Annotated in this window: 23 protein-coding genes and 1 pseudogene; 10 read left to right on the top strand and 14 right to left on the bottom strand. The window is 63.3% G+C overall.

From position 1 onward, the window contains the following. Nucleotides 1–139: 139 nt before the first annotated feature. Nucleotides 140–1063, bottom strand: a complete 924-nt coding sequence (locus tag K309_RS0124475) for a LysR family transcriptional regulator (protein WP_029048854.1) — start codon at nt 1061–1063, stop codon at nt 140–142. A 190-nt stretch (nt 1064–1253) separates the two neighbouring features. Between K309_RS0124475 and K309_RS0124470 the strand changes: the two genes are divergently transcribed. Continuing rightward, nucleotides 1254–2249 carry a Bug family tripartite tricarboxylate transporter substrate binding protein gene (locus K309_RS0124470; protein ID WP_029048853.1) on the top strand — a complete coding sequence of 332 codons (996 nt, stop codon included), beginning with the start codon at nt 1254–1256 and terminating at the stop codon, nt 2247–2249. A 78-nt stretch (nt 2250–2327) separates the two neighbouring features. Further along, complete coding sequence (locus K309_RS0124465; protein ID WP_029048852.1) at nt 2328–3851, top strand: amidase; 1524 nt, start codon at nt 2328–2330, stop codon at nt 3849–3851. A gap of 30 nt (nt 3852–3881) precedes the next feature. On the opposite strand, the gene phaZ is transcribed toward K309_RS0124465, so the two are convergent. Next, nucleotides 3882–5105 (bottom strand): polyhydroxyalkanoate depolymerase, encoded by a 1224-nt coding sequence (gene phaZ / locus K309_RS40305; protein ID WP_084402529.1) that lies wholly within the window; start codon nt 5103–5105, stop codon nt 3882–3884. 425 nt (nt 5106–5530) lie between these two features. Here phaZ and K309_RS37295 point away from each other — a divergent pair, with 425 nt between their 5' ends. From K309_RS37295 to K309_RS37285, 3 genes are all read left to right on the top strand, one after another. Next, nucleotides 5531–5908: a hypothetical protein gene (locus K309_RS37295; RefSeq protein WP_051320586.1), complete on the top strand. Its 378-nt coding sequence runs from the start codon at nt 5531–5533 to the stop codon at nt 5906–5908. Between the two features lie 114 nt (nt 5909–6022). After that, nucleotides 6023–6835 carry an ATP adenylyltransferase family protein gene (locus tag K309_RS37290; RefSeq protein WP_369796497.1) on the top strand — a complete coding sequence of 271 codons (813 nt, stop codon included), beginning with the start codon at nt 6023–6025 and terminating at the stop codon, nt 6833–6835. Between the two features lie 261 nt (nt 6836–7096). Further along, nucleotides 7097–7480 (top strand): ABC transporter permease subunit, encoded by a 384-nt coding sequence (locus K309_RS37285; RefSeq protein ID WP_255360125.1) that lies wholly within the window; start codon nt 7097–7099, stop codon nt 7478–7480. 77 nt (nt 7481–7557) lie between these two features. On the opposite strand, the gene K309_RS0124435 is transcribed toward K309_RS37285, so the two are convergent. From K309_RS0124435 to K309_RS37280, 3 genes are read right to left on the bottom strand one after another with little or no spacing between them, the layout of a single operon-like run. Next, nucleotides 7558–8718 (bottom strand): DUF1275 domain-containing transporter, encoded by a 1161-nt coding sequence (locus K309_RS0124435; RefSeq protein WP_029048850.1) that lies wholly within the window; start codon nt 8716–8718, stop codon nt 7558–7560. A 39-nt stretch (nt 8719–8757) separates the two neighbouring features. Further along, entirely contained in the window at nt 8758–9588 is an 831-nt protein-coding gene (locus K309_RS0124430) for a fused MFS/spermidine synthase (RefSeq protein WP_035878330.1), read from the bottom strand. 14 nt (nt 9589–9602) lie between these two features. After that, nucleotides 9603–9866, bottom strand: coding sequence for an HPr family phosphocarrier protein (locus K309_RS37280; RefSeq protein WP_232232474.1), 264 nt, complete (start codon nt 9864–9866; stop codon nt 9603–9605). A 138-nt stretch (nt 9867–10004) separates the two neighbouring features. Here K309_RS37280 and K309_RS0124420 point away from each other — a divergent pair, with 138 nt between their 5' ends. After that, on the top strand, nt 10005–10214 hold the full coding sequence (locus K309_RS0124420; protein ID WP_029048848.1) for a ribbon-helix-helix protein: 210 nt from the start codon (nt 10005–10007) through the stop codon (nt 10212–10214). Nucleotides 10215–10335: 121 nt separating this feature from the next. On the opposite strand, the gene K309_RS0124415 is transcribed toward K309_RS0124420, so the two are convergent. From K309_RS0124415 to acs, 8 genes are all read right to left on the bottom strand, one after another. Next, entirely contained in the window at nt 10336–10860 is a 525-nt protein-coding gene (locus tag K309_RS0124415; RefSeq protein ID WP_029048847.1) for an NADH-quinone oxidoreductase subunit B family protein, read from the bottom strand. Between the two features lie 6 nt (nt 10861–10866). Continuing rightward, nucleotides 10867–12429 (bottom strand): hydrogenase large subunit, encoded by a 1563-nt coding sequence (locus K309_RS0124410; protein ID WP_029048846.1) that lies wholly within the window; start codon nt 12427–12429, stop codon nt 10867–10869. Between the two features lie 4 nt (nt 12430–12433). Next, the gene (locus K309_RS0124405) at nt 12434–13885 is read right to left on the bottom strand and encodes a hydrogenase 4 subunit F (protein WP_035878328.1); all 1452 of its coding nucleotides are present in this window, start codon (nt 13883–13885) and stop codon (nt 12434–12436) included. Between the two features lie 4 nt (nt 13886–13889). Continuing rightward, a complete protein-coding gene (locus tag K309_RS0124400) occupies nt 13890–14549 on the bottom strand; it encodes a formate hydrogenlyase (protein ID WP_029048844.1) in 660 nt (219 codons plus the stop codon). 10 nt (nt 14550–14559) lie between these two features. Continuing rightward, nucleotides 14560–15507 (bottom strand): respiratory chain complex I subunit 1 family protein, encoded by a 948-nt coding sequence (locus tag K309_RS0124395; RefSeq protein WP_029048843.1) that lies wholly within the window; start codon nt 15505–15507, stop codon nt 14560–14562. Nucleotides 15508–15517: 10 nt separating this feature from the next. Beyond that, on the bottom strand, nt 15518–17539 hold the full coding sequence (gene hyfB, locus K309_RS0124390; RefSeq protein ID WP_029048842.1) for a hydrogenase 4 subunit B: 2022 nt from the start codon (nt 17537–17539) through the stop codon (nt 15518–15520). A 3-nt stretch (nt 17540–17542) separates the two neighbouring features. Further along, entirely contained in the window at nt 17543–17818 is a 276-nt protein-coding gene (locus K309_RS0124385) for a ribbon-helix-helix protein (protein WP_029048841.1), read from the bottom strand. Between the two features lie 318 nt (nt 17819–18136). After that, the gene (acs, locus tag K309_RS0124380; protein ID WP_029048840.1) at nt 18137–20194 is read right to left on the bottom strand and encodes an acetate--CoA ligase; all 2058 of its coding nucleotides are present in this window, start codon (nt 20192–20194) and stop codon (nt 18137–18139) included. A gap of 204 nt (nt 20195–20398) precedes the next feature. On the opposite strand from acs, the gene K309_RS0124375 reads away from it, so the two are divergent. Next, nucleotides 20399–20827, top strand: a complete 429-nt coding sequence (locus K309_RS0124375) for an ACT domain-containing protein (protein ID WP_029048839.1) — start codon at nt 20399–20401, stop codon at nt 20825–20827. A gap of 66 nt (nt 20828–20893) precedes the next feature. Next, the gene (locus K309_RS0124370; protein ID WP_029048838.1) at nt 20894–21490 is read left to right on the top strand and encodes a short chain dehydrogenase; all 597 of its coding nucleotides are present in this window, start codon (nt 20894–20896) and stop codon (nt 21488–21490) included. Between the two features lie 11 nt (nt 21491–21501). On the opposite strand, the gene K309_RS0124365 is transcribed toward K309_RS0124370, so the two are convergent. Then, nucleotides 21502–22392, bottom strand: coding sequence for a helix-turn-helix domain-containing protein (locus K309_RS0124365; RefSeq protein ID WP_029048837.1), 891 nt, complete (start codon nt 22390–22392; stop codon nt 21502–21504). A 486-nt stretch (nt 22393–22878) separates the two neighbouring features. On the opposite strand from K309_RS0124365, the gene K309_RS37275 reads away from it, so the two are divergent. Both K309_RS37275 and K309_RS0124355 read left to right on the top strand, forming a co-directional pair. Then, nucleotides 22879–23421: an FAD-dependent monooxygenase gene (locus K309_RS37275; protein ID WP_051320585.1), complete on the top strand. Its 543-nt coding sequence runs from the start codon at nt 22879–22881 to the stop codon at nt 23419–23421. 80 nt (nt 23422–23501) lie between these two features. Further along, nucleotides 23502–23703 (top strand): annotated as a pseudogene (locus K309_RS0124355) (IS256 family transposase); the annotation flags it as partial.

The raw sequence follows: 23703 nt of genomic DNA, 5'->3' as shown, positions 1-23703 counted from the left end.
GATGGGTCTGCCTTTCCTGCAACGTTGATCCGATGCCCCGATTCTGCAGCGCCGGCGTGCCGGGCGGAACTGGCATCGGGAGCAATTATTTGAATGGTCGATTGCTGCTTCGGCAATCGATACTGCATTGCCCTGCCGATCACTTATCGGCATCGATGCGGGTGATGGCTTGCGCCAGGTGCTGGACGAAGGCGCGGCCCGCGGGGGGCAGGTTGCGCCGGGCCAGCGTCTGGATCTCGATATAGCGCTCGTTCATTTCGCGGTCGCGCAGCGGTATCGCGGTAACGATGCCGGCCTTGAGCCGCCGCCGCACCGACAGCTCGCCATAGAAGCTGATGACCTCGCCCCCGGCCGCGGCAAAGCCGACCAGCGAATCCAGGTGATTGCTGGAGAACACGGTCTGGTAGCTCAGGCCCTGGCGGCTGCAGCTGGTGTCCAGCAATTGCCTCAGCGAACTGTCCTTGGGCGGCAACGCAAGCGGGTAGCCGATGACCTGGGACAGCGACAGCTGGCGCTGGCCGGCCAGCGGATGGGTGGGCGCCATGACCGCGAGTATGGGTGCGGGATGGCGCAATTCCACCTCGATATCCAGTTCGGGCAACCCGCTCAGCGTGATGCCGATGTCGGCCTCGCCATCGCGGATGCGCCGGGCGATGTCGCCTTGCGGACAGACGTCGAGGTCGAAGCGGATGCCACCGTACTGTTCCCGAAAGCTCGCCGCCAGGGCGGGGATGAAATCGTGCGTCAGGCCTTCCACGCTGGCCAGCCGCACCTGGCCGACGCGCAGGCCGCGCAGCGCCTGGATGTCGCCGGTGACGCGGTCGATCTCCTGCTGGGCTCGCTTGGCATGCGCCGCCAGCAGCTCGCCGGCTGCGTTGGGGACCAGGCCGCGTGCGCGCCGGTCGAACAGCAGCGTGTCGAGCTCGCTCTCGAGCTTGGCGATCTGCCGGCTGACCGCCGAAGGCGCCACATTGAGCTTCACGGCGGCGTCTTTGACCGAGCCGGTGCGCACCACTTCAAGGAAGTAGCGCACGGCGGTTTCCTGCAGGATGCGGTAGGACATGGGTGGGTAGGGGCGGCTAGGGCGGCTAGGGGCTGGGCGCGGCAGAATCATTCTAGCGATTGCGTTTTTGGCAATCAATCTTTCGAAACATTGCTACGATTTTCACACCGGATCGGTCGTACGATGGAATCACGCCGCGCCCTGCAGTCTTGCTGCGCTGCGCCAATTCCTACTCTGCCGGAGCATCTACATGCGATCCCCCGTTCCCCGCACCCTGTTCCTGCTTGCTGCCTACAGCGTCTGCGCCGTGGCCTCGCTGGCGCCAGCCACTGTCGCCGCGCAAGGCGGGTATCCGTCCAAGCCGATCCAGCTGGTCCTGCCGTTTCCGCCGGGCGGCGCCACCGACATGGTCGGCCGCACCATCGCGCGCAAGCTCGGGGAGGGCCTCGGCCAGACCGTGGTGGTCGAGAACCGGCCCGGGGCCGGCACCATCGTCGCGGCCAGCTACGTGGCCAAGTCGGCGCCGGACGGCTACACGCTGATGGCCACGTCGGGAACGACGTTCACGGTCAACCCCGCGGTCTACGCCAAGCTGCCGTACGACCCGCAGAAGAACTTCGAGCCGATCGGCCTGATCGGTTCGACGGGGCTGATCCTGCTCGCGAACCGCGACGTCCCGGTGAACAACCTCAAGGAGTTCGTGGCGGCGGCCAAGGCGGCGCCGGGCAAGTATTCCTACGCGTCGTTCGGCGCCGGCACCACCGCTCACTTTGCCGGCGAGGAACTGCTCAACCTTACCGGCACCAGGCTGCTGCATGTCCCGTACAAGGGCAGCGCGCCGGCCATGACCGACCTGATGGGTGGGCAGATCCCGTTCAGCGTGGATACCGTGGCAGCGGCGATCCCGCAACTCAAGGCCGGCAAGATCAAGGCGATCGCGGTCACCACGGCGAAGCGCTCGGCGCTGCTGCCGAATGTGCCCACCGTGGCGGAAAGCGGCTACCCCGGGATGGACACCAGCACCTGGATCGCGCTGGTTGCGCCGCGCGGCATGCCGGCCGAGGTCAAGGCGAAGCTGGAGAAGGCGCTGGCCGACGCCATCGCCGATCCGGCCACGCGCAAGCAGCTGGCCGAGAGCGGCATCGAACCGTTCTACGCGCCCGGCAGCCAGGTCGCGACCATGATCGACAAGGAAATCCCGCAGATGCGCGCCATCGCGCAGCGCGCGCATATCAAGCTGGACTGAGCTGGATCACCACCCCTATCTCTCCCGATGCCTGCCGCCCGCTGCGGCGGCAGGCATGGCCACCGACATTCTGATCCCATGAACGCGCAAGACCAACTGACCTCGACTTCCGCGGTCGAACTCCGCCGCCTGATCGGCACCCGCGAGATCTCGCCGGTAGAACTGCTGGAGGCGTGCATCGCCCGCATCGAGGCCTACAACCCGGCCATCAACGCCATCACGGCGACCTGCTTCGAGCGCGCCCGCAAGGAGGCGCGCGTGGCCGAGCAGGCCGTGCTGCGCAACGAACCGCTCGGCCTGCTGCACGGGTTGCCCCTTGGGGTCAAGGACCTGGAGGCGACCGAGGGTTTGCTGACCACCTATGGCTCGCCGCTGTTCCGCAACCATGTGCCGGCGTCGGACAACGTGCTGGTGGCGCGGCTGCGCGCGGCCGGCGCCATCGTGGTGGGCAAGACCAACATCCCCGAGATGGGCGCCGGCGCCAACTCGCGCAATGCGGTCTGGGGCGCGACCGGCAATCCGTTCAACCCCAACCTCAACGCGGGCGGCTCGTCGGGAGGCTCGGCGGCGGCGCTGGCCGCGGATTTCCTGCCGGTGTGCACGGGCTCGGACACCGGCGGCTCGCTGCGCATTCCGGCGGCGAAGTGCGGCGTGGTGGGCTTCCGGCCGTCGCCCGGCATCGTGCCCAATTCGCGCAAGCTGCTGGGCTGGACGCCGATCTCGGTGGTCGGCCCGATGGGGCGCACGGTTGCCGATACCTGCCTGCAGCTCGCCGCATCGGCGGGTGTGTCGGTGACCGATCCGTTGAGCTACGCGGTGGACGCGGAGTCCTTCCGCCTTCCGCCGCACGTGGACCTGTCGACGTTGCGCGTCGGCTATACCGAGGACTTCGGCTGCTGCGCCGTGGACGACGGTATCCGCCGCGTGTTCCGGGGCAAGATCGCCGCGATGCGCCACCTGTTCAAGCGCTGCGACGAGGTCCGCTTCGATCTGGGCGATGTGCACCGCTGCTTCGACGTGCTGCGCGCGGAAAGCTTCGTCGCCGGCCTGCACGACGCCTACCAGCGCGACCCCGACGCACTCGGGCCCAATACGCGGGCGAACTACGAGATGGGCGCGAAAATGTCGCTGGCCGACAGTTCCTGGGCGCAGGCGGAGCAGAACCGGATCCTGCAGCGCTTCCAGCAGGCCTACCAGCAATACGACCTGATCCTGTCGCCGACCACGCCGGTTTCGCCGTTTGCATGGACTAGCCTGTATGCCGGCACCATCAATGGCGAGGAGCAGGAGAACTACTATCGCTGGCTGGCATTGACCTATGTCGTGACGCTGACCACGCATCCGGCCATCTCGCTGCCGTGTGGTACGGACGAAGCGGGCATGCCGTTCGGGCTGCAGGTGACCGGGCGCTTCCGGGGGGATCTGGAGACGCTGGCTGCGGCGCAGGGGATGGAGACAGCGTTTGCCGCGTCGCCTGTATTGAGGCGGCCGGTGCCGGATCTGGCCAGGATCGTGCCGGCCACGCCTGCGCTGCGCTCCATTGTCACGGCACCGCCGGGTGATGGCCCAGGGGTGCAGGCGGGTGGGGTTTCAGCTGTATAGCGCCGAGCCCGCGACAGCCCGACACGCACACTAGGTGCCAAGTCGCGTCATATTGCATATTCTGGGAAAGACTTCTGTACGCCAGCAAGGGCCAGAAAACAGATCATAATGACCGCAACGTGGCACCGTAACGTGGCGCTTGCCTGGCAGGGCGATACCTTGGCACAGATCGTGGGCCGCATGGGTCTGTCCGCAGCCAGAGATTTCATCGCACTCACCTTCAATGGTGAGTAATGCGGTCGTACGAATGTCTTGTGGTCGCACGGCATGCCCTTGCACCTGCCATGTCCCCAGGGGCAAGTGGAAGTTCTGGAACACTGTGCTGATGGTATCCAGGTAGAACTCTGCTGCCATGTCGAGTACAGCGCTATAAGTCTCCAAGGCTTGCCAATGCCTGTGCGCAAGCTCCGCGTCGCCGCGCGCGAGACTGAAGCAGAAGTCCCAGTATAGTGTCGTCAGGGAGGATGACTCCGCCGCGGCCAAGCCGGCGACTTGTACGAAGCTTGGGCAAACCTGACGTCCGACGCCCATGTACGGCGCGGGCACCACATGAATCAGATTGCGTTGAAACCACTGCAGGGAATGACGCGACGCGAGATTCCCGATTGCAGTAGGACTGCGACGCGCATCGATTGGGCCGCCAATCAGAGTCAAGCTCCGTGGTGTTGGCTCATCCTCGCTCGCCAGCAGCGCAACGGCGGCCAGCGTCGGCACGGTGGCCTGGCAGATGGCGAGGACATGAAGCGACTCTGCTTCGATCTGATGGATAAAGCGCTTGATGTAAAGCACATAGTCGTCCAGATGGAAGGGGCCATCGCTCAGGGGTACGTTACGCGCATTGCTCCAATCCGTAACATAGACGATATGGTCATGCAGCAACGACTCCACGACCTCGCGAAGCATGACGGCATGGTGGCCGGCCAACGGTGCGCAGAGAAGTATTGACCGAGAAGGTTGTCCAGCTTCATGTTCGGCGGCAACGGCCGCGAAGCGCCGCAGGCGGCAAAACGGGCTGTCTAAAAAAATCGTCTCCTTCACCAGGACGACACGGCCGCGAAGTTGAATAGATGTAATGCTAAACGTCGGCTCGTTGCAGGGCGTGCCGACTCGACTGAGCATTTCCCAGCAAGCAGAATAGTCGCTTGCGCCAGGCAGATAAGAAAACGGGTTCAGAGGGTTGACAAACGCACGGCTCGATTGAATCGCGAACGCCGCCATTGTTGCCCGCTGATACTCCACAATCTGATAGAGCATATCGACCTCACGTCGAACTTGATTTGCCAGGCAATCACCGCTACGAGCGCAGAACATAGCTCGGCCGGCGATGCCTCGGCTCCGAACCACTCCAGCATAGTTCAGGCGGGTGCAGCTGATGACTCCCCTGTAAGCGCGGGTACGCGAAGGGCTGCATCATCACGGGGCCACGTTATCCGGGGAGTGATGCCGGTTCAGGCGAAACCATGCTGCGACTTCACAAGTGCCCGGCTGACGTGCTTCATGGGCAACTATCGAGAGGGTGGCATGTAATGCAAAGTTGTTGGCATCCTTTGCATGGCGGGCAGCCTCCTGGCGCCGTTAGGCTACGCTACGTAAGCCATGACCGAAAGCAACGCGGGTCCAGCCCCGCGAGGCGTTGCCGGCATGTCTTGTGTCGCAATCATTGGAGGGAGGCAACCAGCATGACTTATTCGCTCTCGCGCTCTGAAGTGGACAGCATTACCGAAGACGACGTGAAGTGCAGTACCATGAAACTGCTGCCGGCATGGGACGACATCCCGGCGGATTTCCGCAACGGCAATCTCTACACCCACCTGGCAGAGGCGCGCTTGCTCGACTACCAGTTACCCGGTATCTCGATTTCATTCCTGCCAGAGTTCGATGACGCCGCGGCTTGCCAAGCGATCGATCGTTGCATCAACGCCCATCTGAACGCCTTTGCGCCCCGCCACCAGCACCGAATCGCCGGTGTGGGATACATGATCTCGAAGGTCTGCACAGTGACACGCGTCGGGTCCGGGGATGCGAATGCCGAGCATCACGCTTGCAATGGAGCCTGAAGAAGGCCGGCCTGTCGCCTGAGTGGGAACGGCAAGCAGCGCGGCGCCGCGGGTGCGTCGCCAGTTGAGCAGGCTCTCCGGCGACGCTATGCTGAAGTGGGAGCGCCAGCGGACATGCACCATCCACACCTTCAGCCTGGCACACTTTGGCCGGCCATCGTCCAACGGACAGCGCACGCCTTGCGCAGCGGGGCGTTATGTCCGATCGAAACCGTCCGGACCGTAATCGAGGACGGCGGGGTGCGTTTCCTGGTGTGCGAAGCGTTGAGCCTGCGGAGCAAGGACAAGGCGCGCAAGCCGGGCAGTGCCGGCGGCAACCCGTTCCTGCCCTATGACGGTGAACTGTTTGTCACGGATATCTCCGACGACCATGTGGTCCTGCTGAACAAGTTCAACGTCGTCGAACATCACCTGCTGATCGTCACCCGCTGCTTCCAGCCACAGGAGTCGCTGCTGACCGTCCCGGACTTCGCCGCGCTGCTCGCGTGCATGGCGGAGTTCCCGAGCCTGGGCTTCTATAACGGCGGAGCCGCCGCGGGAGCGAGCCAGGGGCACAAACATCTGCACCTCGTGCCGCTGCCTCTCGCCCGGGATGGTCCGTCGATGCCGATCGATACCTTGCTGCGGTCGGCACAAGCCGGCGCTCCGGGCACCGTCGGCGCGGTTCCCGGCCTCGCATTCGCGCACGCATTCGCGCCGCTGGACCTGATCGCAGCGCCACGGCACGAGATGGCGCACGCGGCCTACGAGCGCTACCGCATATTGCTCGATGCGGTTGGCGTGCGGGCGCTGCCTGTCGATGGCGCATTGCTTCAGTCGGCGCCATACAACCTGCTGGTCATGCCTGCCGGACTGCTGGTGGTGCCCAGATCCAGGGAGTGCGTGGAAGGCATCTCGATCAATGCTCTGGCGTTTGCGGACGGTTGAGAAGCTTGGCCCGATGAATCTGCTGCGGCGTGCCGCGGCAGCCGGAGAGCCGGGTGGGGCGGGACCATACGCTGCTGATACGAACCCACCGCTGGCGTGAACCCGGTGATGATCGAGAGCCTGATCGCGCCGCTGCGCGACATCAATGCTCAATACGCTGGTGGTCGTTCGGCCAGCAGAAGCTGCTCGAGATCGCCTTGGCCCTGATGAACGCATCCAGCGCACATAGCGGGTCTCGCCGAACAGTACCCCAGCTTCAGGGTGCCGTTCTGCAGTTGGCTGATGATGGGGTTCTTCAAGGCGGTGCCGCGCGACATCGAGGAAGCCGCGACGATGGACGGGCTGAGCCGCTTCGGCGCCTTCCTGAACGTGGTGGTGCCGTTGTCGTCGAGCGGGATCCTGACCGTGGTCATCTTCAGCGCCACGCTGGCAATGCAGGAGTTCGTCTATGCGCTGACCTTCATCACAAGTTCGTCGCAGTACACGGTGAGCGTTGGCGTGCCGACCTTCCTGGTGCGGGGCGATGTGTACTTCTGGGGCTCGCTGATGGGTGCGTGCCTGATCGTCAGCGTGCCGGTGGCTGCGCTCTACAACAGCTTCCTTGACCGCTTCGTGGCCGGGTTTACCGTTGGTGCGATCAAGTGATCCGGCAGCAGCGGAGCTTGCTGATCACCCGCGCCGCCACCGACAGCAGGATCGCTCTGCCTGATCGGATCATGGTTCTAGGTGCCTCCCAGCCCGGGCAGATGGTGCACGAGCCAGATCGATGCCGATACCGCGGCAATGGCCCAGAGCGTCACAATCACCAGCGCTGCAACGTGGCTGACGGGACGGTTGAGGGTCGCTGCGGCCGTTGCGCGATGCTGGCGCATCACTTCAAGCGGAATTAACCGTATTGCCAGCAACAGGCCGAGAGGCACCAGCACGACGTCGTCCAGGTAGCCGAGCACGGGAATGAAATCGGGGATCAGGTCAATGGGCGACAAGGCATAGGCGGCGATCAGCAAGGCTAGCGCTTGCGCATGCCATGGCGTGCGGGGATCTTGTGCAGCCAGCCACACGGCGTGCGCCTCATTCTTGACTACCCGAGCCCAACGCCGGGAGCGTGCGGCCAGATGAGCCAGCAGGTCCCTGCGCCATAAATGCTGACGGACATCGTCCAGCACCGGGACTGCCGCGAGGGCGAGCAGCAGCGTTGCCAACGCAAGCGTGGCGCTGAACCCGATGTGCTTGAATCCCAAGGCGCCAATGACGCCTCCAGCGAAGAACAAGGTAACCAGCGTAATGAGTACTCGCAGCTTGCGCCGGTTGGCGAGCACTGGCGGCTTGCTCGAGTCGGCTCTGGACAGGTTCCAATAGAAGAGCTTGCCCAGTTCAATGCCGATGTCCGTAACCATGCCAGTCACGTGCGTGGTGCGGATCTCGGCATTCGACAACTTGGTGACCAGAGCATTTTGCAAGCCCATGATGAAACAGAGCACCATGACCGTTGCCGGCACGAACAGCCATTCGTGATGCTCGAGATTGCTTCCAAGCAGGCCAAAACACACTAACAACGCGGCCTCCAGCATGAGCGGCAACGCGTATTCGCTTTGCAGGCGCTCGCGGCGGCCCCAGTTGACCAGGACTGCCGAGCAGGCGGCACCAGCCAGGAACGACAGCAGAGCCCCCAAGCCATCCAGCATCAGCCAGAGACTGCCCAGTGCCAGGTTGTCGGCCATGGCGGACACGATGCCAGACATGTGCGAGGTGTACTGGTGCACCGCCAGGAAGCCCCCGGCATTGGTCGCTCCGGCAACAAAGGCCAGATAGCAGGCCAGTTGCCGATTGCTTCCGGGATTGCGCTCCTTCCCGGTTAGCTTGCGCAAGTACAGGATTGGCATGGTTGCGTTGGTCAGGAGGCTTGCGCAGGAAGGGGCTTGTCAATACCGGATCTGCAGCTTTGCCGGCCTGGGCCAGGAGGCGCGATCCAGGGCAACGCGCTCGCCGCGTTTCAGCCGTCGGGCTGCCGCGGTCAGGTTCAGCGGATGCGCGGTTTCCAGGGTGCGCGCACGCGCCAACAGTGCATCCAGGGAGGGCAGCTTGTGCGGTCCTTTCCAGGCGAACAGCGTGTAGTTGGCACTGTCTTCGGCAAGAGAGAGCGACATCGACTGGCCGAATGCGGTGCCGGCCTCCTCCAGGTAAAGCGGGATATCGGGATCGCTATCGAGAAAATTCGCGACCAGCACGCCGTTATCGGCCAGGCGGGCATGACAGGCTGCATAGAAATCCGCAGTGCCAAGCTGTACCGGCATGCCGTCGGCCAGGAAGCCGTCCACCAGGATGACGTCCGGACGTGCATTCTGGTTCGCGACATACTCGGCGCCATCCGCGCAGACCACCTCGAGTCGTTCGTTGTCCGGCGGGATCTGGAACTGCTCGCGCAAGGCGATGACCGCCGGATTGATCTCAATTACCACAACCCTGGTGTTGGCCAGATGCCGGTAGCAGTATTTGGCAAGTGAGCCGCCACCCAAGCCGATCATCGAGATCCTGGCGGGAGCAGGGTGCAACAGCAGGAATCCCATCATCGTCCGGGTGTAACCCAGCACGAGCTTGTCGGGATCCTTGCGCGACATGAGGCTTTGGGTGGCCAGTGCGTCGAAATGCAGCGACAGCGCGTGCCGGGTTTCCAAGACCTGGGGCGTACCGTCGCTGCTCGCCTCGGCCAGGAATTTCAGATAGGCCTCGAACGAGGGGCGGTCGGCGTGCATCTTGTCGGTTTCCATCAGGGTGACTTGGGGAGCGCTTCCCCCCTCAGCAATGCTGCGATGGTGACCAGGGCGGCCGCCTCGTCCGGCCCGACAGTCTGGATGCGTATTTGCGTGCCCGCCCGGGCGGATAGCCGCATGACCTCCATCACGTCCTTGGCATTTGCGACCCAGGCGCCGCTGGCGAGCAGGATCTCGCACTCGAACCGATTGGCAGTGAATGCCAACCTGGCGGAATTCCGTCCCTGAAATGCGTCCCTCGCATTCAGTTCGATCGTCACTTCTACCACTGAACCCTCATCAAGAAATTGTGCACCTCAGGACTGATCTGGCGCCGCGCGGCGCCGGCGGGAGGCACAGTAGCATTGTAGTTGTATAGTATGATAATACAATTATTATACAGTGATACTCAAAAGCGCATGGAATCCAAGACCGCACGCCTGACCGTATTGATTGACCCGGTGAAGAAGAAGGCCTTTGAAGCGCTGTGTGCTGCACAGGACCAGACGCCATCACAAATCGTTCGCCAGATGATTCGCGACTACTTGCAGAAGCACGAGGTGGACTACGCCACCAGGCCGAAGCACGGAGCGCCTGCGCTGGCGGGGAACACGGGCGACACGCAGTAACGCAGTCGGAAAGCGGCCAGCGCCCGGGTACCGGAGCTGGCACGCGCCTGCGGCGCGCACGGAGGCCAGCGGTGGTGCCCGTCGCGCCATATTGGCCGCGTTCAGTTCGCGAGCAAGATCGCTAGGGCCGTGCGGATTTGGTCCGCCGAACGGCGCTGAGTATTCCGCGCAGGATCTCAATGGGTGGCGGCGGACAGCCGGGTACGGTGACGTCGACCGGGATGACATTGGCGACACGGCCGCAACTGGCGTAGCTCTCCCCGAAGATACCGCCGGTACAGCCACAGTCGCCTACCGCCACCACCAGTTTCGGCTCCGGGGTTGCCACGTAGGTGCGCCGCAAGGCCTCCTCCATATGGCGCGAGACGGGTCCGGTCACCAATAACATGTCGGCATGGCGCGGGCTGGCAACGAATTTGATGCCCAGGCCCTCGATGTTGTAGTAAGGATTGCCGAGTGCGTGGATCTCCAGCTCGCAGCCATTGCACGATCCGGCATCGACCTGCCGGATCGTGAGCGCCTGGCCGAGAATGTCGAGCAATTCCTGGTGGATGCGCTGGATGGTGGCGGCCTCGCCCGCCGCGCTGGGCGGCGCAGGCTCGGTAACGATGCCGGTGCGGGCGATCTGCCTGAGGATTTGCCACATAGGAGTCTAAAGGTCGTGCCCCGAATAGCTGAGGTTGAAGGATTTGTTGATCAGCGGGAAGTCCGGCACGATGTTGCCGATGATGGCATGCTCCAGCACCGGCCAGTTCTGCCACGACGGGTCGTGGCAGTGGCAGCGGAGGATGCGGCTGTCATCGGCAAGTTCGAGCGCGACCAGGACTTCCCCACGCCAGCCCTCCACCCATCCCGCGCCGATGGCGGCGCCGGCGGGCGCTTGTGGCACGATTCGCGTGGCCCCGTCCGGCAGGGCTGAACAGATCGCACGAATCAGTCGCAGCGACTCAAGTACCTCATCGAACCGCACAGCCACGCGGGCGGCAACATCGCCGCCGCGGTACGTGACCAGTTTCACCGCGAGGCTGTCGTAGGGCAGCCAGGCATGGTCACAGCGCAGGTCGGCCGCGTGGCCGCTGGCGCGTCCGGCCAGGCCGGTCAGCCCAAGCCGGGCGGCAAGCTCGGGCGTGACTTGGCCCGCCCCCAGAAAGCGGTCCTGCAGGCCCGCGTGTTCGTCGTACACTGCACGCAGCACGTGTACTTCCCGCTCGATGACGTCGCACTGCTGCCGCAGGCAGTCAACCATGGCTGGCGTCACGTCCCGCGCAACGCCGCCCGGCACTACGGCATCCATCATCAACCGGTGGCCGAAAGCCTCTGCCGACAGCCGCTGCCAGTCTTCGCGCAGGCGAGAGAATTGCGCCAGGCCGAAGGCCAGCCCCGCATCGTTGCCGAGCGCCCCCAGGTCACCGAGGTGATTGGCGACCCGCTCGCGCTCGAGCATCAGGGCGCGCAGCCAATTTGCCCGTGGCGGGGGCGTATTGTCCCAGGCGGACTCCAGCGCCATGCAATAGGCCCAGGCATAAGCCACGGTGGAATCGCCTGAGACCCGGCTGGCCAGCCGGTAGCCCTCGAGCGGCGCCAGTTCGGTGAAACGCCGCTCGATGCCCTTGTGCGTATAGCCCAGGTGTTCCTCCAGCCGCAGCACCTTCTCGCCGACCACGGAAAAGCGGAAGTGGCCGGGTTCGATGATCCCGGCATGCACCGGGCCGACGGCGATCTCGTGGACCCCGTCACCCTCCACGCGCACGAAAGGGTAGTCGGCGGGGAGTCTGCCGGCCGGAGCCGGGGCCGGGGCCGCCCCCGCCTGCGCGCCGCATTGCAGCGGCCGCGCGCCCGGCGGCCACAGGCCGTGGTCTAGCCAGGGCCGGACATCGCGGCAGCCCTGCACGTTGATACCCACCATGTCGGTCATGGCACGCTGCATCCGGCCTGCGCATGGGAATACGCTGCTCAGATCCGGCACAGCGAGCGCGGCACCATCCAGCCGCAATTCGAGCCAGATCAGTCCCCGCGGCATGGCGTACGTCACGCATGCCGCCAACACACCGCCTATGGCACGCCGGTCGACGCCCCACAGCGCAACGACCCGGCCGCCCGCGTCCGCCACCGAACGGGCCGTCGCGATCCAGCCGTCCTGCCCGACCTGACCATGCCAGACCGGCAGCGGCGCGGGCAGGCGTTCCAGGTCGAGGCTGAGATCTGACGCTGTCATCGGTTCAGTTCCCCAGCATTGCGGCCGCCTGGCGGTACCAGGCGTCGAGATAGGGCGGGATGTAGAGCCCCAGTATCAGCCCCAGGGCGAGGTGCGCGAAGACCGGGACCAGCGCCGGCGGGTGCGCCAGCGGCTTGAGCGTCGTGTCGCCGAAGACCATTGGTTGCACCCGGCTGAACACCGCGGCGAATGCCAGTCCAAGCGCGATCAGCAGGAAGGGCGTGGCCCACGGCTGCTCGCGCATGGCGGTCGTGACGATCAGGAACTCGCTGGCGAAGACCCCGAACGGCGGCATGCCCAGGATGGCGAGCGCCCCCAGCATCAGGCCCCATCCCACCGTGGGGCTGACGCGAATCAGTCCGCGGATGTCGTCCATGACTTGCGTACCGGCCTTCTGTGCGGCGTGGCCGACCGCGAAGAAAATCGCTGACTTGACCAGCGAATGCACCGTCATGTGCAACAGGCCAGCATAGCTGCCGATCGGCCCGCCCATGCCGAAGGCGAAGGTCATCATGCCCATATGCTCGATGGACGAATACGCAAACATGCGCTTGACGTCGCGCTGCCGGATCAGGAAGAAGACGGCCGCTACCACCGATACCAGGCCAAAGCCCATCATCAGGCGGCCGGTGAGCTGGTTGCCCAGCGCCGCGTCGGTCAGCACCTTGCAGCGCAGCACCGCATATAGCGCCACATTGAGCAGCAGGCCGGAGAGCACGGCGGACACCGGGGTCGGACCTTCAGCGTGGGCATCGGGCAGCCAGTTGTGCAACGGGACCAGGCCGACCTTGGTGCCATAGCCGATAAACAGAAAGGCGAACGCCAGCGTGATGATGTTGGGATCGAGCTGGCTTTTGACTGCGTCCAGATTGGTCCACAGCAGCGCGCCGCCTTCCGGGCCAATAACCTTCTCGGCCGCCATGTAGAGCAGGACCGTGCCGAACAGCGCCTGTGCAATTCCGACGCCGCACAGGATGAAGTACTTCCATGCCGCCTCCAGGCTGGCAGCAGTGCGGTAGACACTGACCAGCAGCACCGTCGTCAGCGTGGCGGCCTCCATCGCCACCCACACGATGCCCATATTATTGGTCGTCAGCGCCAGCAGCATGGTGAAGGTGAAGAGCTGGTACATGCTGTGGTACAGGCGCAGCCGCGGTAGTGTCATCTTGCCGTGATCGTGCTCCACCCGCATGTACGGCCGCGAAAAAATCGAAGTCGTCAGGCCCACGAACGCGGTCAGCGCGACCAGAAAGACGTTCAGGGCATCGATGTAGAACTCCCGGCCCCATGCCAGCATGGGACCATCGGCGATGATTTCCGCCGTCAGCACGCAAGCCGAGAGGAAGGTGCCCAGACTGAAGGCGACATTGATGTCGCGTGCGCGCTCGCGATGTCCCGTCAGAGCCAGCGCCAGCCCACCGACGAGCGGAAATCCGAGCAGGAATGCCAGCGCCATCAACTCAATCCTCCTTCAGTTTCTCAAGGTGACGGATGTCCAGGCTGTCGAACTGTTCGCGGATCTGGAACATGAACACACCCAGGATCAGCACGCCGATCAGCACATCGAGCGCTATGCCCAGCTCGACCACCATCGGCATGCCATAGGTCGCTGCGGTGGCAGCGAAGAAGAGGCCATTCTCCATCGCCAGGAAGCCGATGACCTGCGGCACCGCCTTGGACCGCGTGATCATCATCAGGAAAGACAACAGCACGCAGGCCAGCGCGATCCCCAGCGTGCCGCTCGCGAGCTTCGGAGACAGCCGCGAGATCGGCATGGTGAGGTTGAAGGCGAAGATCACCACCAGGATGCCGATCAGCATGGTGGTGGGAATGTTGATCAGCGTCTCGACGTCCCGGCGGATCTGGAGACGATCGATAACGCGGTGCAGCAGGTAGGGGATGAGTAATACCTTGAGAATCAGGGTCAAGCCGGCCGACAGGTAAAGGTGCGGCTGACCGGTCACGTAGCCGACGACGGCGGTGGCCAACGCCAGGGTCGCCCCCTGCAGCGTGAACAGGTTGATCAGCGACAGAATTCGTCGCTGCGAGATCATGGCGAAGGCGAGAATCAGCAGCACCGCGCCAAGGAGGTTGACGAACTGGGTCAGGAGCGCAGTCATTGCCGTGTTCTCAGTGAGCCAGCAGCAAGTGGACCAGCATCCCGATCACAGCCAGGAGAAAGGCGGTGGCCAGGAACTCCGGCACACGGAAGATGCGCATCTTGGCGCTCACCGTCTCCAGCACCGCCAGCAGGACCCCACCCACGATGAGCTTGAGCAGCAGCGCGGGCAGCGCCAGCAGCATGGCCAGGGGAGCGTGCGCTTCGGCAACGCCCCAGGGAAAGAACAGCGCCAGGCCGATGCAGGAATAGGCGAACAGCTTGAGGCTGGCCGCCCATTCAAGAAGCGCCAGATGCCGGCCCGAGTATTCGAGAATCAGCGCCTCGTGGATCATCGTCAGCTCGAGGTGAGTGGCGGGATTGTCCACCGGTATGCGGGCGTTCTCGGCCAGAGATACCATGGTGAACGCAACGCCCGCAAACGCCAGGCCCGGGTAGATGGCCAGATCCCGGTGAGCGATCGTCTCGACAATAGTGGTGAGCGAGGTCGACTTGGAGATCAGCGAGGCGGAGAACAGCACCATCAGCAGCGCCGGTTCCGCCAGGAAGCCGATCAGCATCTCGCGCCGCGCGCCCAGCGTTCCAAAGGCGGTGCCGACGTCCATCGCCGCCAGCGAGATGAAGACCCGCGCCAGCGCGAACAGGCCGACGAGGGCGATAGCGTCGGCAGCCGGTGCCAGTGGCAGGTCCGTGGAAACGGTAGGGATGATAGAGCAGGCGAGCGCCATGCAGCCGAACACCACATAGGGCGTGGCACGGAACAGCGACGACGCGTTATCTGCGACCACCGATTCCTTGTTGAACAGCTTGTGCAACATTCGATACGGTTGCCAGAGGCTGGGCGCCGACTTGTTCTGCAGCCAGGCCCGCCACTGGTTGACCCAGCCGATCAGTAGGGGCGCCAGCGCGATCGAGATCACAATCTCCAGCAGCTGTGACAGGATACCGGCCAGGTTCATGTCAACCTCATCACATCACGGCCAGGAGCGTGGCGGCCAGGGTCAGGAAGCTGTACAGGAGGTACGCCGAGATGCGTCCCTGTTGCATCAGGCCGATCAGCCGGGCCAGATACGACGCCAGATCGATCACGGGGACATACATCCAGCGCCAGAAATGGTCCGCCACCGTGACCCGGTAGTGCGGCTGCTCATCGAATGGTGTCGGCAGGTCGCGGCGCATCCGGAAAAACGGCTCAAAGATCTGGCGGATCGGTTGGCCGAAACCCTCGGCCGTGTCCTGCATGCGCGCAGTGCCCCATGGGAAGCCGCAAGCCCAGGGCGGGCTGCGGCGCAGCCGGCCGTGATAGAAGCGGCGCACCAGCAGGTAGGCGAGCGCAAAGCTGGCCAGAATGCCTGACAGGAAAATGACCGGCCCATAGCTGGCCTGGGCCAGGCCATTCGGCGCCAGCAGCCAGCCGCCGGCCGCAGCCCGGGCGCCGAATCCGCTCGCCACCAGCTGCTGCGTGACCGGATCGATCAGCTGGACGAATTGGGTCGGCAGCAGGCCAAGCGCGATACAGCCCAGCCCCAGCCACAGCATGCCCGCGCGCTCCCAGCGGCCGGCGTCGTGCGCGTGCGCCAGCTTGGGCTCACGGGGCTGGCCGAGGAAGATCACGCCGAAGAACTTGACCATGGTGTAGCCGGCCAGTGCTGCCACCAGCGCGATCAGCGCGGCGACCACCGGGATCAGCATGGTCAATATCGGTTCCGGGAGACCAGGCGTGAACAGGAAACTCTGCAGCAGCAGCCACTCCGAGACGAAACCGCCGAGCGGCGGCAGCCCGGCGCTAGCCAGCACGCCCAGCAGCGTAAGCCAGCCCACCCATGGCATATAGCGAATCAACCCGCCCAGCTTGCCCAGGCTTCTCTGCTCGGTGGCATGTAGCACGCTACCGGTTCCCAGAAAGAGCAGGCTCTTGAAGAAGGCATGGCTGGCAACATGGTAGAGCCCGGCCGTCAGGGCCAGGGCGGCCATTGGCTTCATACCGTAGGCCGAAAACAGCAAGGCCAGGCCCATGGCAACGAAGAGCAGGCCCATGTTCTCGATCGACGAATAAGCAAGAAGCCGCTTCATGTCGGTTTGTACCGCGGCAAAGACCACGCCGAACAGCGCCGTGGCCAATCCAATGGCCAGCAGCAATCCGCCCCACCACCACAGGCGCACCTGCAGCAGGTCGAAGGACACCCGCAGCAGGCCATAGACGGCGGTGTTGAGCATGACACCGCTCATCATTGCAGACACCGGCGAGGGCGCCGCCGGATGCGCCTCCGGCAGCCAGACGTGCAGAGGCAGGATGCCGGCCTTGGCGCCAAAACCGAACAAGGCGAGCAGGAAACCGACCGAGGACCAGAACGGCGTCAGTACCTGGGCTCGCATGTTGGCGAACGTATAGTCGCCGGTGTTGGCCTGCAGCACGCCAAAGCACAGCAGGATCGCGATCGCGCCGATGTGCGCCATCGTGATGTAGAGATAGCCCGCTGCACGCACTTCGGCGATGCGATGGTTGGCGGTCACCAGGAAAAACGATGACAGTGCCATGGTTTCCCACATCACCATGAACGAGTAGGCGTCATCAGCGAGGATCACTCCCGCCATGCTGGCAAGGAACAGGTGGTATTCAAGACAAAGCAGGCCCGGCGGCGTGCCTTCCCCCTTGCGGAAGTAGCCGGCCGCAAACGTCGATATGCCGGCCGCCGCGCCGCCCATTACCATCAGGAAGTAGACCGACAGGCTGTCGAGCCGGACGTGAAATGGCAGCGCGGGCAGGCCAATGGGCAGCACGGCAGCCTCAGGCGTACCGAGCACGGCGTGGAGCGCCAGACCAAAGAGCGCCAGCCCTAATAGTCCCCCGATGGGGAATAGCACGTGGGCTACCAGAGCAAGCCGATGCAATGCCAGGATCCCAGCCACGCCGACAAGCAGCCACGCCCCGACCACAATCAGCATCCAGTCGAGGTGGAGCCATTGCGTGAGAGGGGGCACGCTGCTCATGGGTCAGGCTCCGCGGCGGGTAGCACGGCGCTTGGCGGGAGATGCCGCACCGCGCCGCGACGGCGCCCCCACCGGTGACCTCTCATTGCCGATGGCTTCCGCCTTGTCCATGTCCACGCCGCTGGGAACATACTGGACGCCATGCTGGGCCAGGTAGTCGCGGATAAGACGCCGTATCACCTGCGAGGCAGTCAGATCCTGCTGTGCACAGAGGCGCTCGAAGGCAGCCTTCTTATTGGGATCGATGAGCAGCGTAAGCCGAGCGGTCTTTTGCTCCATGGGAGCCTCAAGATGGCAATACGATGATTACATGAATCACATCATAGATGATGCACATGCGAATCCAAAGGGCTAAACGGCACCATGACTTGACCGCCGGCCCCGGGCGCTGGTGGTGCGCCTGGGCCGCGCGACGCCGCCGTGTTTGCTCATGCTGGGGGTGGCTTTCGGGGCCGAGATCCGGTGTGCCTGGGTCGCGAGCCAACTCGAGCGCGCTAAAGGTCTGGATGCCGGGAGCCGGGTGGAATCAGGCTTCGCATGCGAGCCGGCACGGCGGCCGCGCGAATGACCCCGTCGGGCATTGACCGCCACGGCATCCTATGTCGCCAGCTCCCTGATCTTCTCGACGACCTCAGGATTGGCGAGCGTGGACACGTCGCCAGGCTCCTGCCGGTTGGAGATCGCCGCCAGGATGCGGCGCATGATCTTGCCCGAGCGTGTCTTGGGCATGTCGGGAACAATCACTACCCGATGCGGACGCGCAATGTCACCGATCTGGGACACCACCGAGGCCGAGACCTTGTTTGCTATCTTGGTGGAAGGCGACAGTCCCGGCTTGAGCGACACATAGAGATCAGGCACCTTGCCCTTGACCTCGTCGGCCACCGGCACCACCGCCGCCTCGGCGACGTCGGGCACCAGCAGGGCGGCCGATTCGATCTCCTTGGTGCCGAGGCGATGGCCGGAGACGTTGATCACGTCGTCGATGCGGCCCAGGATCCGAAAGTAGCCGTCCGCCGCCTGCATTGCGCCATCGCCCGCCATGTAGGGCCAGTCGCGCCAGTCCTTGCTGTCGGGATTCTTGCAGTAGCGCGCATAGTACTGGCGTACGTAGCGGTCCGGATCCTTCCAGACGGTCTGGAATATACCCGGCCAGGGATTGCGGATGCAGATATTGCCCGCCTTGCCGGAGCCGGCCGGGACTTCCTTGCCTTCCTCGTCAAAGATCACCGGATGAATGCCCGGGATCCCCGGGCCCGTGCTGCCGGGCTTCATCGGGTGGATGCCCGGCAGCGTGCTGCAGAGGAAGCCGCCATTCTCGGTTTGCCACCAGGTGTCCACGATGGCCGCCTCGCCCTTGCCGACCGCACGGTGGTACCACTTCCAGACTTCGGGCTCGATCGGCTCGCCCACCGTGGTCATGTGCTTGAAATGGTAGTTGTACTTCGCCGGCTCGTCGGGCCCGTTGCGCCGCAGCGCGCGGATTGCGGTGGGCGAGGTGTGGAAGATATTGACGCCCAGGCTTTCCGCAATACGCCAGGGTCGGCCGGCGTCGGGCCAGGTCGGCACGCCCTCGTAGACGACAGACGAGGCGGCGAGGGCGAGCGGGCCATAGACGATGTAGGAATGCCCCGTGATCCAGCCAATATCGGCCATGCACCAGTAGACGTCCTCGGGGTGGATATCCTGGATGTACTTCGAGGTCCATGCCACATAGGACAGGTAGCCGCCGGTGGAATGCTGGCAGCCCTTGGGCCGGCCCGTGGTGCCGCTCGTGTACATCAGGAACAGCGGTGCCTCCGCCGGCATCGGCTCGGGCTCGACACGCCTGCCGCGGAACCCGGCGAGCACGTCATTAAGAATGACATCGCGCCCCTTCACCAGTTTGGCGGCACTGGAATACTTGCCCGCGTAGCGCTGCCAGATCAGGACCTTCTCGACCTGCTGGCCGGCGCTGGTGGCCTCTGCCACGGCGATGTCGGCCTTTTCCTTGTGATCGAGCAATTCACCGCCGCGGTGATAGGCGTCCATGGTGATCAGCAGCCGGCTCTCGGAGTCCGCGATGCGATCGGCGCAGGCTTTGCCGCTGAAGCCGCTGAATACCTGTGAATGAATCACGCCGATGCGCGCGCATGCAAGCATGGTGATGGGCAGTTCGGCCACCATGGGCATATGCAGCGTGACGCGGTCGCCGGCCTTCAGGCCGCAGAACTCGCGCAGCAGCGCGGCCAGTTCATTGACGCGAACAAAGAGCTCCTGGTAAGTGAGGTGATGCACCGCCTCATGCTCCGGCTCGGGCACGAAATGAATCGCGGTCTTGTTCCTGTACGCAGCGAGGTGGCGATCCACGCAGTTGTGGCAGGCGTTGATCCTGCCGCCGACAAACCAGCGCCAGAAAGGCGGGGCGCTGGTATCAAGCGTCGTTTCCCAGTATTTGTACCAGTCCAGCAGGTCTGCGAACTCCTTGAAGCACTCAGGGAAATGATCGAGGGAAAAGCGTTCGAAAATGCGCGCGTCAGTCAGGTTGGCCTGCGCAATGAACTGGCCGGGCGGAGGGACATAGTCCTCCTCGGGCCAATGGACCGCGATTTCGGCCTCGGACACATCGGCCGATTCCTGCCGTGCAGCATGGCGTGGCGATTTGCCTTCGGGCATGACAATTCCCCTTCACTTCCCATGACATCCATCCAGGTAGTGCCGGTGCCACTATCCTGCGATAGCTGCCTGAAATAACGACTAGTCCATATTAAGTCCGGGCACGGGGAGTTGCCAGGAAATCGGCCTGCCCTGCGCGGGGATCAGGGCTTGCCTGCCGGCCGCCATACGCTAGATTCGTATAGGGGGCGTGGAGGATGAGCAATGGCCAATGACCTTCTTGTGGAACGCGTGGACGTGTGGGCGGCAACCATACCGGACCGGCCCGGCGGCCTCGCCGAGGTACTGGAGACCCTGCGCGATGCCGGCGCGGACCTGCAATTCGCAATTGCGCGCCGCACGCCTGAGGACCCCGGCAAGGGTGTCGTGTTCGTGACACCGCTGCAGAACGACAGGGAAATCCGTGCAGCTGCCCAGGTCGGCTTCAATGTCACGCACAGCCTGCACTCGGTGCGGATCATGGGCGGGGACCGGCCCGGCATCGTGGCGGAGCTGACCCGCCAGCTTGCGGAAGGCGGAATCAATTTGCGCGGATTCTCTGCCTCCGTCATCGGGGTACAGTTTGTCGCGTACGTGTCGATGGACTCGCTCGACGATGCGAACAAGGCAATGGCGATCCTGGGCAAGGGCTGAAGCTTGCCCGCGGGGCGAAACACCGGCGATCCCAAGCCATCCCGTCATCTGTTATCAGGGGGACTTATGCGCGTACTGGTCATAGGAGCCACAGGGCTCCTTGGGAAAGAAATTACGGCCTTGCTATCGGAAGAGCACGACGTGATAGGGGCCAGTCGTAGCACTTCGGCGCTCTCAGTGGACATTTCCGACAAAGAATCGATTCTGGCGATGTACAAAAAACTGGGCACGGTTGATGCCGTGGTCTGCGTAGGAGGCACCGCGAAATTTGCCCCACTGGACGCCCTGACCGACGATGATTTTTCATTCAGCCTCGCCAATAAGCTGATGGGGCAGGTCAACCTTGTGCGGTATGGGATTCCCTACATCTCCCAGGGCGGGTCGGTAACGCTCACGAGCGGTACCCTCGCGCAGCATCCAATGCTCGGTGGTGCTGCCATGAGCACCGTGAACGCCGGCATCGAGGCGTTCGGCCGGGCTGCAGCGCTCGAAATGCAAGGCAAGATTCGTGTGAATGTCGTCAGCCCCGGATGGGTGTGGGAGACGCTCGAAGCCATGGGACGCGACCCTGCCAAGGGAGTTCGGGCAGCGGTGGTTGCACAGGTTTACCAGAAATGTATTCTGGAAGACATTTCCGGGCAGGTGGTGTCGGTTACCCACTGAACCTGTGCTCGCTATTCTTCACCACTAAGCTGCTCGATGCGCCGACGGAAATCCCGAGGAGATTCGCCTGCTTCACGTTTAAAGAACCTGGTGAAGTAGGCGGGATCTGAGAAGCCGATGGCGTATGAGAGCTCGCTGATAGACATCGACGTGTACGCCAGGCTCCGCTTGGCCTCGAGGAGTAAGCGTTCGTGAACCAGGTCCAGGGCCGACTTCTGCGCAATGCGGCGGCACAAAAGGTTGAGATGCGCAGTAGTAATGCCAAGCTCCTTGGCATAGTTGTCCAACGAGCAGTGCTTATCCCACCACTGGTCCAGCAAGTCGGTGAAGCGTAGATAGAGCGGGTTATCCTTGACTCCGCGCGCACCTTGCGGTCGACACTGCTGAATTTTCCTTGCCAACATCACGATAACTGTGGAGAGCAATGACTCCACCAGTAAGTGCCGGTGTGGTGCGCTACCTCGATACTCGCGAACGAAGGCAGAAAACGCAGAGATAAGGCAAGTGCTGTCCTCGTCGCTTCCGACGGTGTGTAGGACCGGGTGTGAGAACCAGCCTGGTCCGCCCTCCATTGTCTGTGCCAGTCTGACGACGAACGGATAGGCGACGGTCACGACGTAACCAAGCGCGTCAGGACTGAACTTGAAGCCATGGACGAAATTTTGCGGAACGAGGAGCATTCTTCCGCTTTCCATATCGCTCTCCTCTCCATCCAAGTGGAGTTGCGCGATTCCCCGCTGCAGATAGAGAACCTGCAGCAGACCAGCGTGTTGGTGCGGCTTGATGTGCCAGTCGTGAAGGCGGCTTCGTGCCTCAATAGACTCGCAATGCATCATATCCGGCATGGGCCAGACATCCTGTTCGCCGTAGAGCATGTAAATGGGGACGCGCGTGCTTTTCATGTTCCTCCTCCGTTTCCGATCTTGGCGGCGGTTTCCCGACGATAACTCCTATCGAGGCAAGCCAGTACTGGGATGTTCGAAAAGTGCAAGTGATTGGGTCGAATGTGCAAGTCGAACGTCCTGACAAACGTGACTGTCTTCCTGCATACGCCGTCGATATCTGGCCAGGAAAGTGCGCCATAAGGTGGGTGCGAAGGCGCTTTGGGCTTGCCGTTCAGAAATTTTCGGAGAAGCCTTGGGTCCCGAGAGAGCGACAGACCTCATGTGGACGCCTAGCTCGGCAAGCCATTTCCAGGTCGTAGGTATGGCCACGAAAAGTACAAGTTTTCGTCTTGATCGTACATTCCAGTTGATGCTCTCGGGTGCAAGAATTCATCAACACACAAGAGGCTGCGTCCCCCTCAGATTCGCATCGAATGCAGGTCATCCGCATCTGCCGCGCGATCGATACGCAAGCCGCCATTATTAATACAGCCGGAGACATCTGTGCGCACCCAGGTAGGCATCATTGGCGCGGGCCCTGCGGGCCTGCTGCTATCGCAGCTTTTGCATCTTGCAGGTATTGAGTCCGTCGTCCTTGAATCCAGAAGCCGGGACGCAATTGAAGCCACGATTCGGGCTGGCATTCTCGAACATGGCACCGTCGATCTCATGGAGCGCATTGGCGCTGGGGAGCGCCTGAAGCGCGAGGGCTTCCGACACGACGGCATCCATTTGCGCTTCGACGGTCGGACGCGGCGCATCGATTTCCCCGAGCTGACTGGCGGAAAGTCGGTGTACCTGTATCCGCAGCATGAAGTCATCAAGGATCTTGTGGCGCTCCGTCTGCGGTTGGGCGGCGACATTCGCTTCGAGGTAAAGAACGTCACACTCCACGACCTCGACACAACCGCGCCGCGGCTAAAGTACGCGAATAGCCAGGGAGCCGTAGAAGAAATTCATTGCGACTACATCGTAGGCTGTGATGGTACCCACGGTGGGGACCGTGGGGAGCTAAAGTCGAAACTGGTGTACAGGCGGGGAATTTGAGGCGCGGAGTAGAGGGCGGTGGAGCTTTCCGCTGAGAATCTGATTGTCGAGATCGGAAACCAGCACAAGAAAGGTCCACCATGAGCAAGGATAAAGGGAAAGAAGCAGTCGGTCTATCGGAAATCGGGCTTGGGCTCGAGGAGCTGATCAGGCGCGGGGCCCGACGGGTCATCCAGGAGGCGATTGAAGTGGAGCTGGCAGAGCTGCTTGAGCAGTTCAGTAACGTCAAGACGTTGAGCGGGCAGCGTGCCGTGGTTCGCAATGGCTACCTCCCGGAGCGCG

The organism is Cupriavidus phytohabitans (assembly GCF_000426345.1).
In the GTDB taxonomy this organism is placed as follows: Bacteria; Pseudomonadota; Gammaproteobacteria; order Burkholderiales; family Burkholderiaceae; genus Cupriavidus.
Note: the sequence above shows the minus strand (reverse complement) of the source record. Positions and strands in the feature narration are given on the sequence as shown.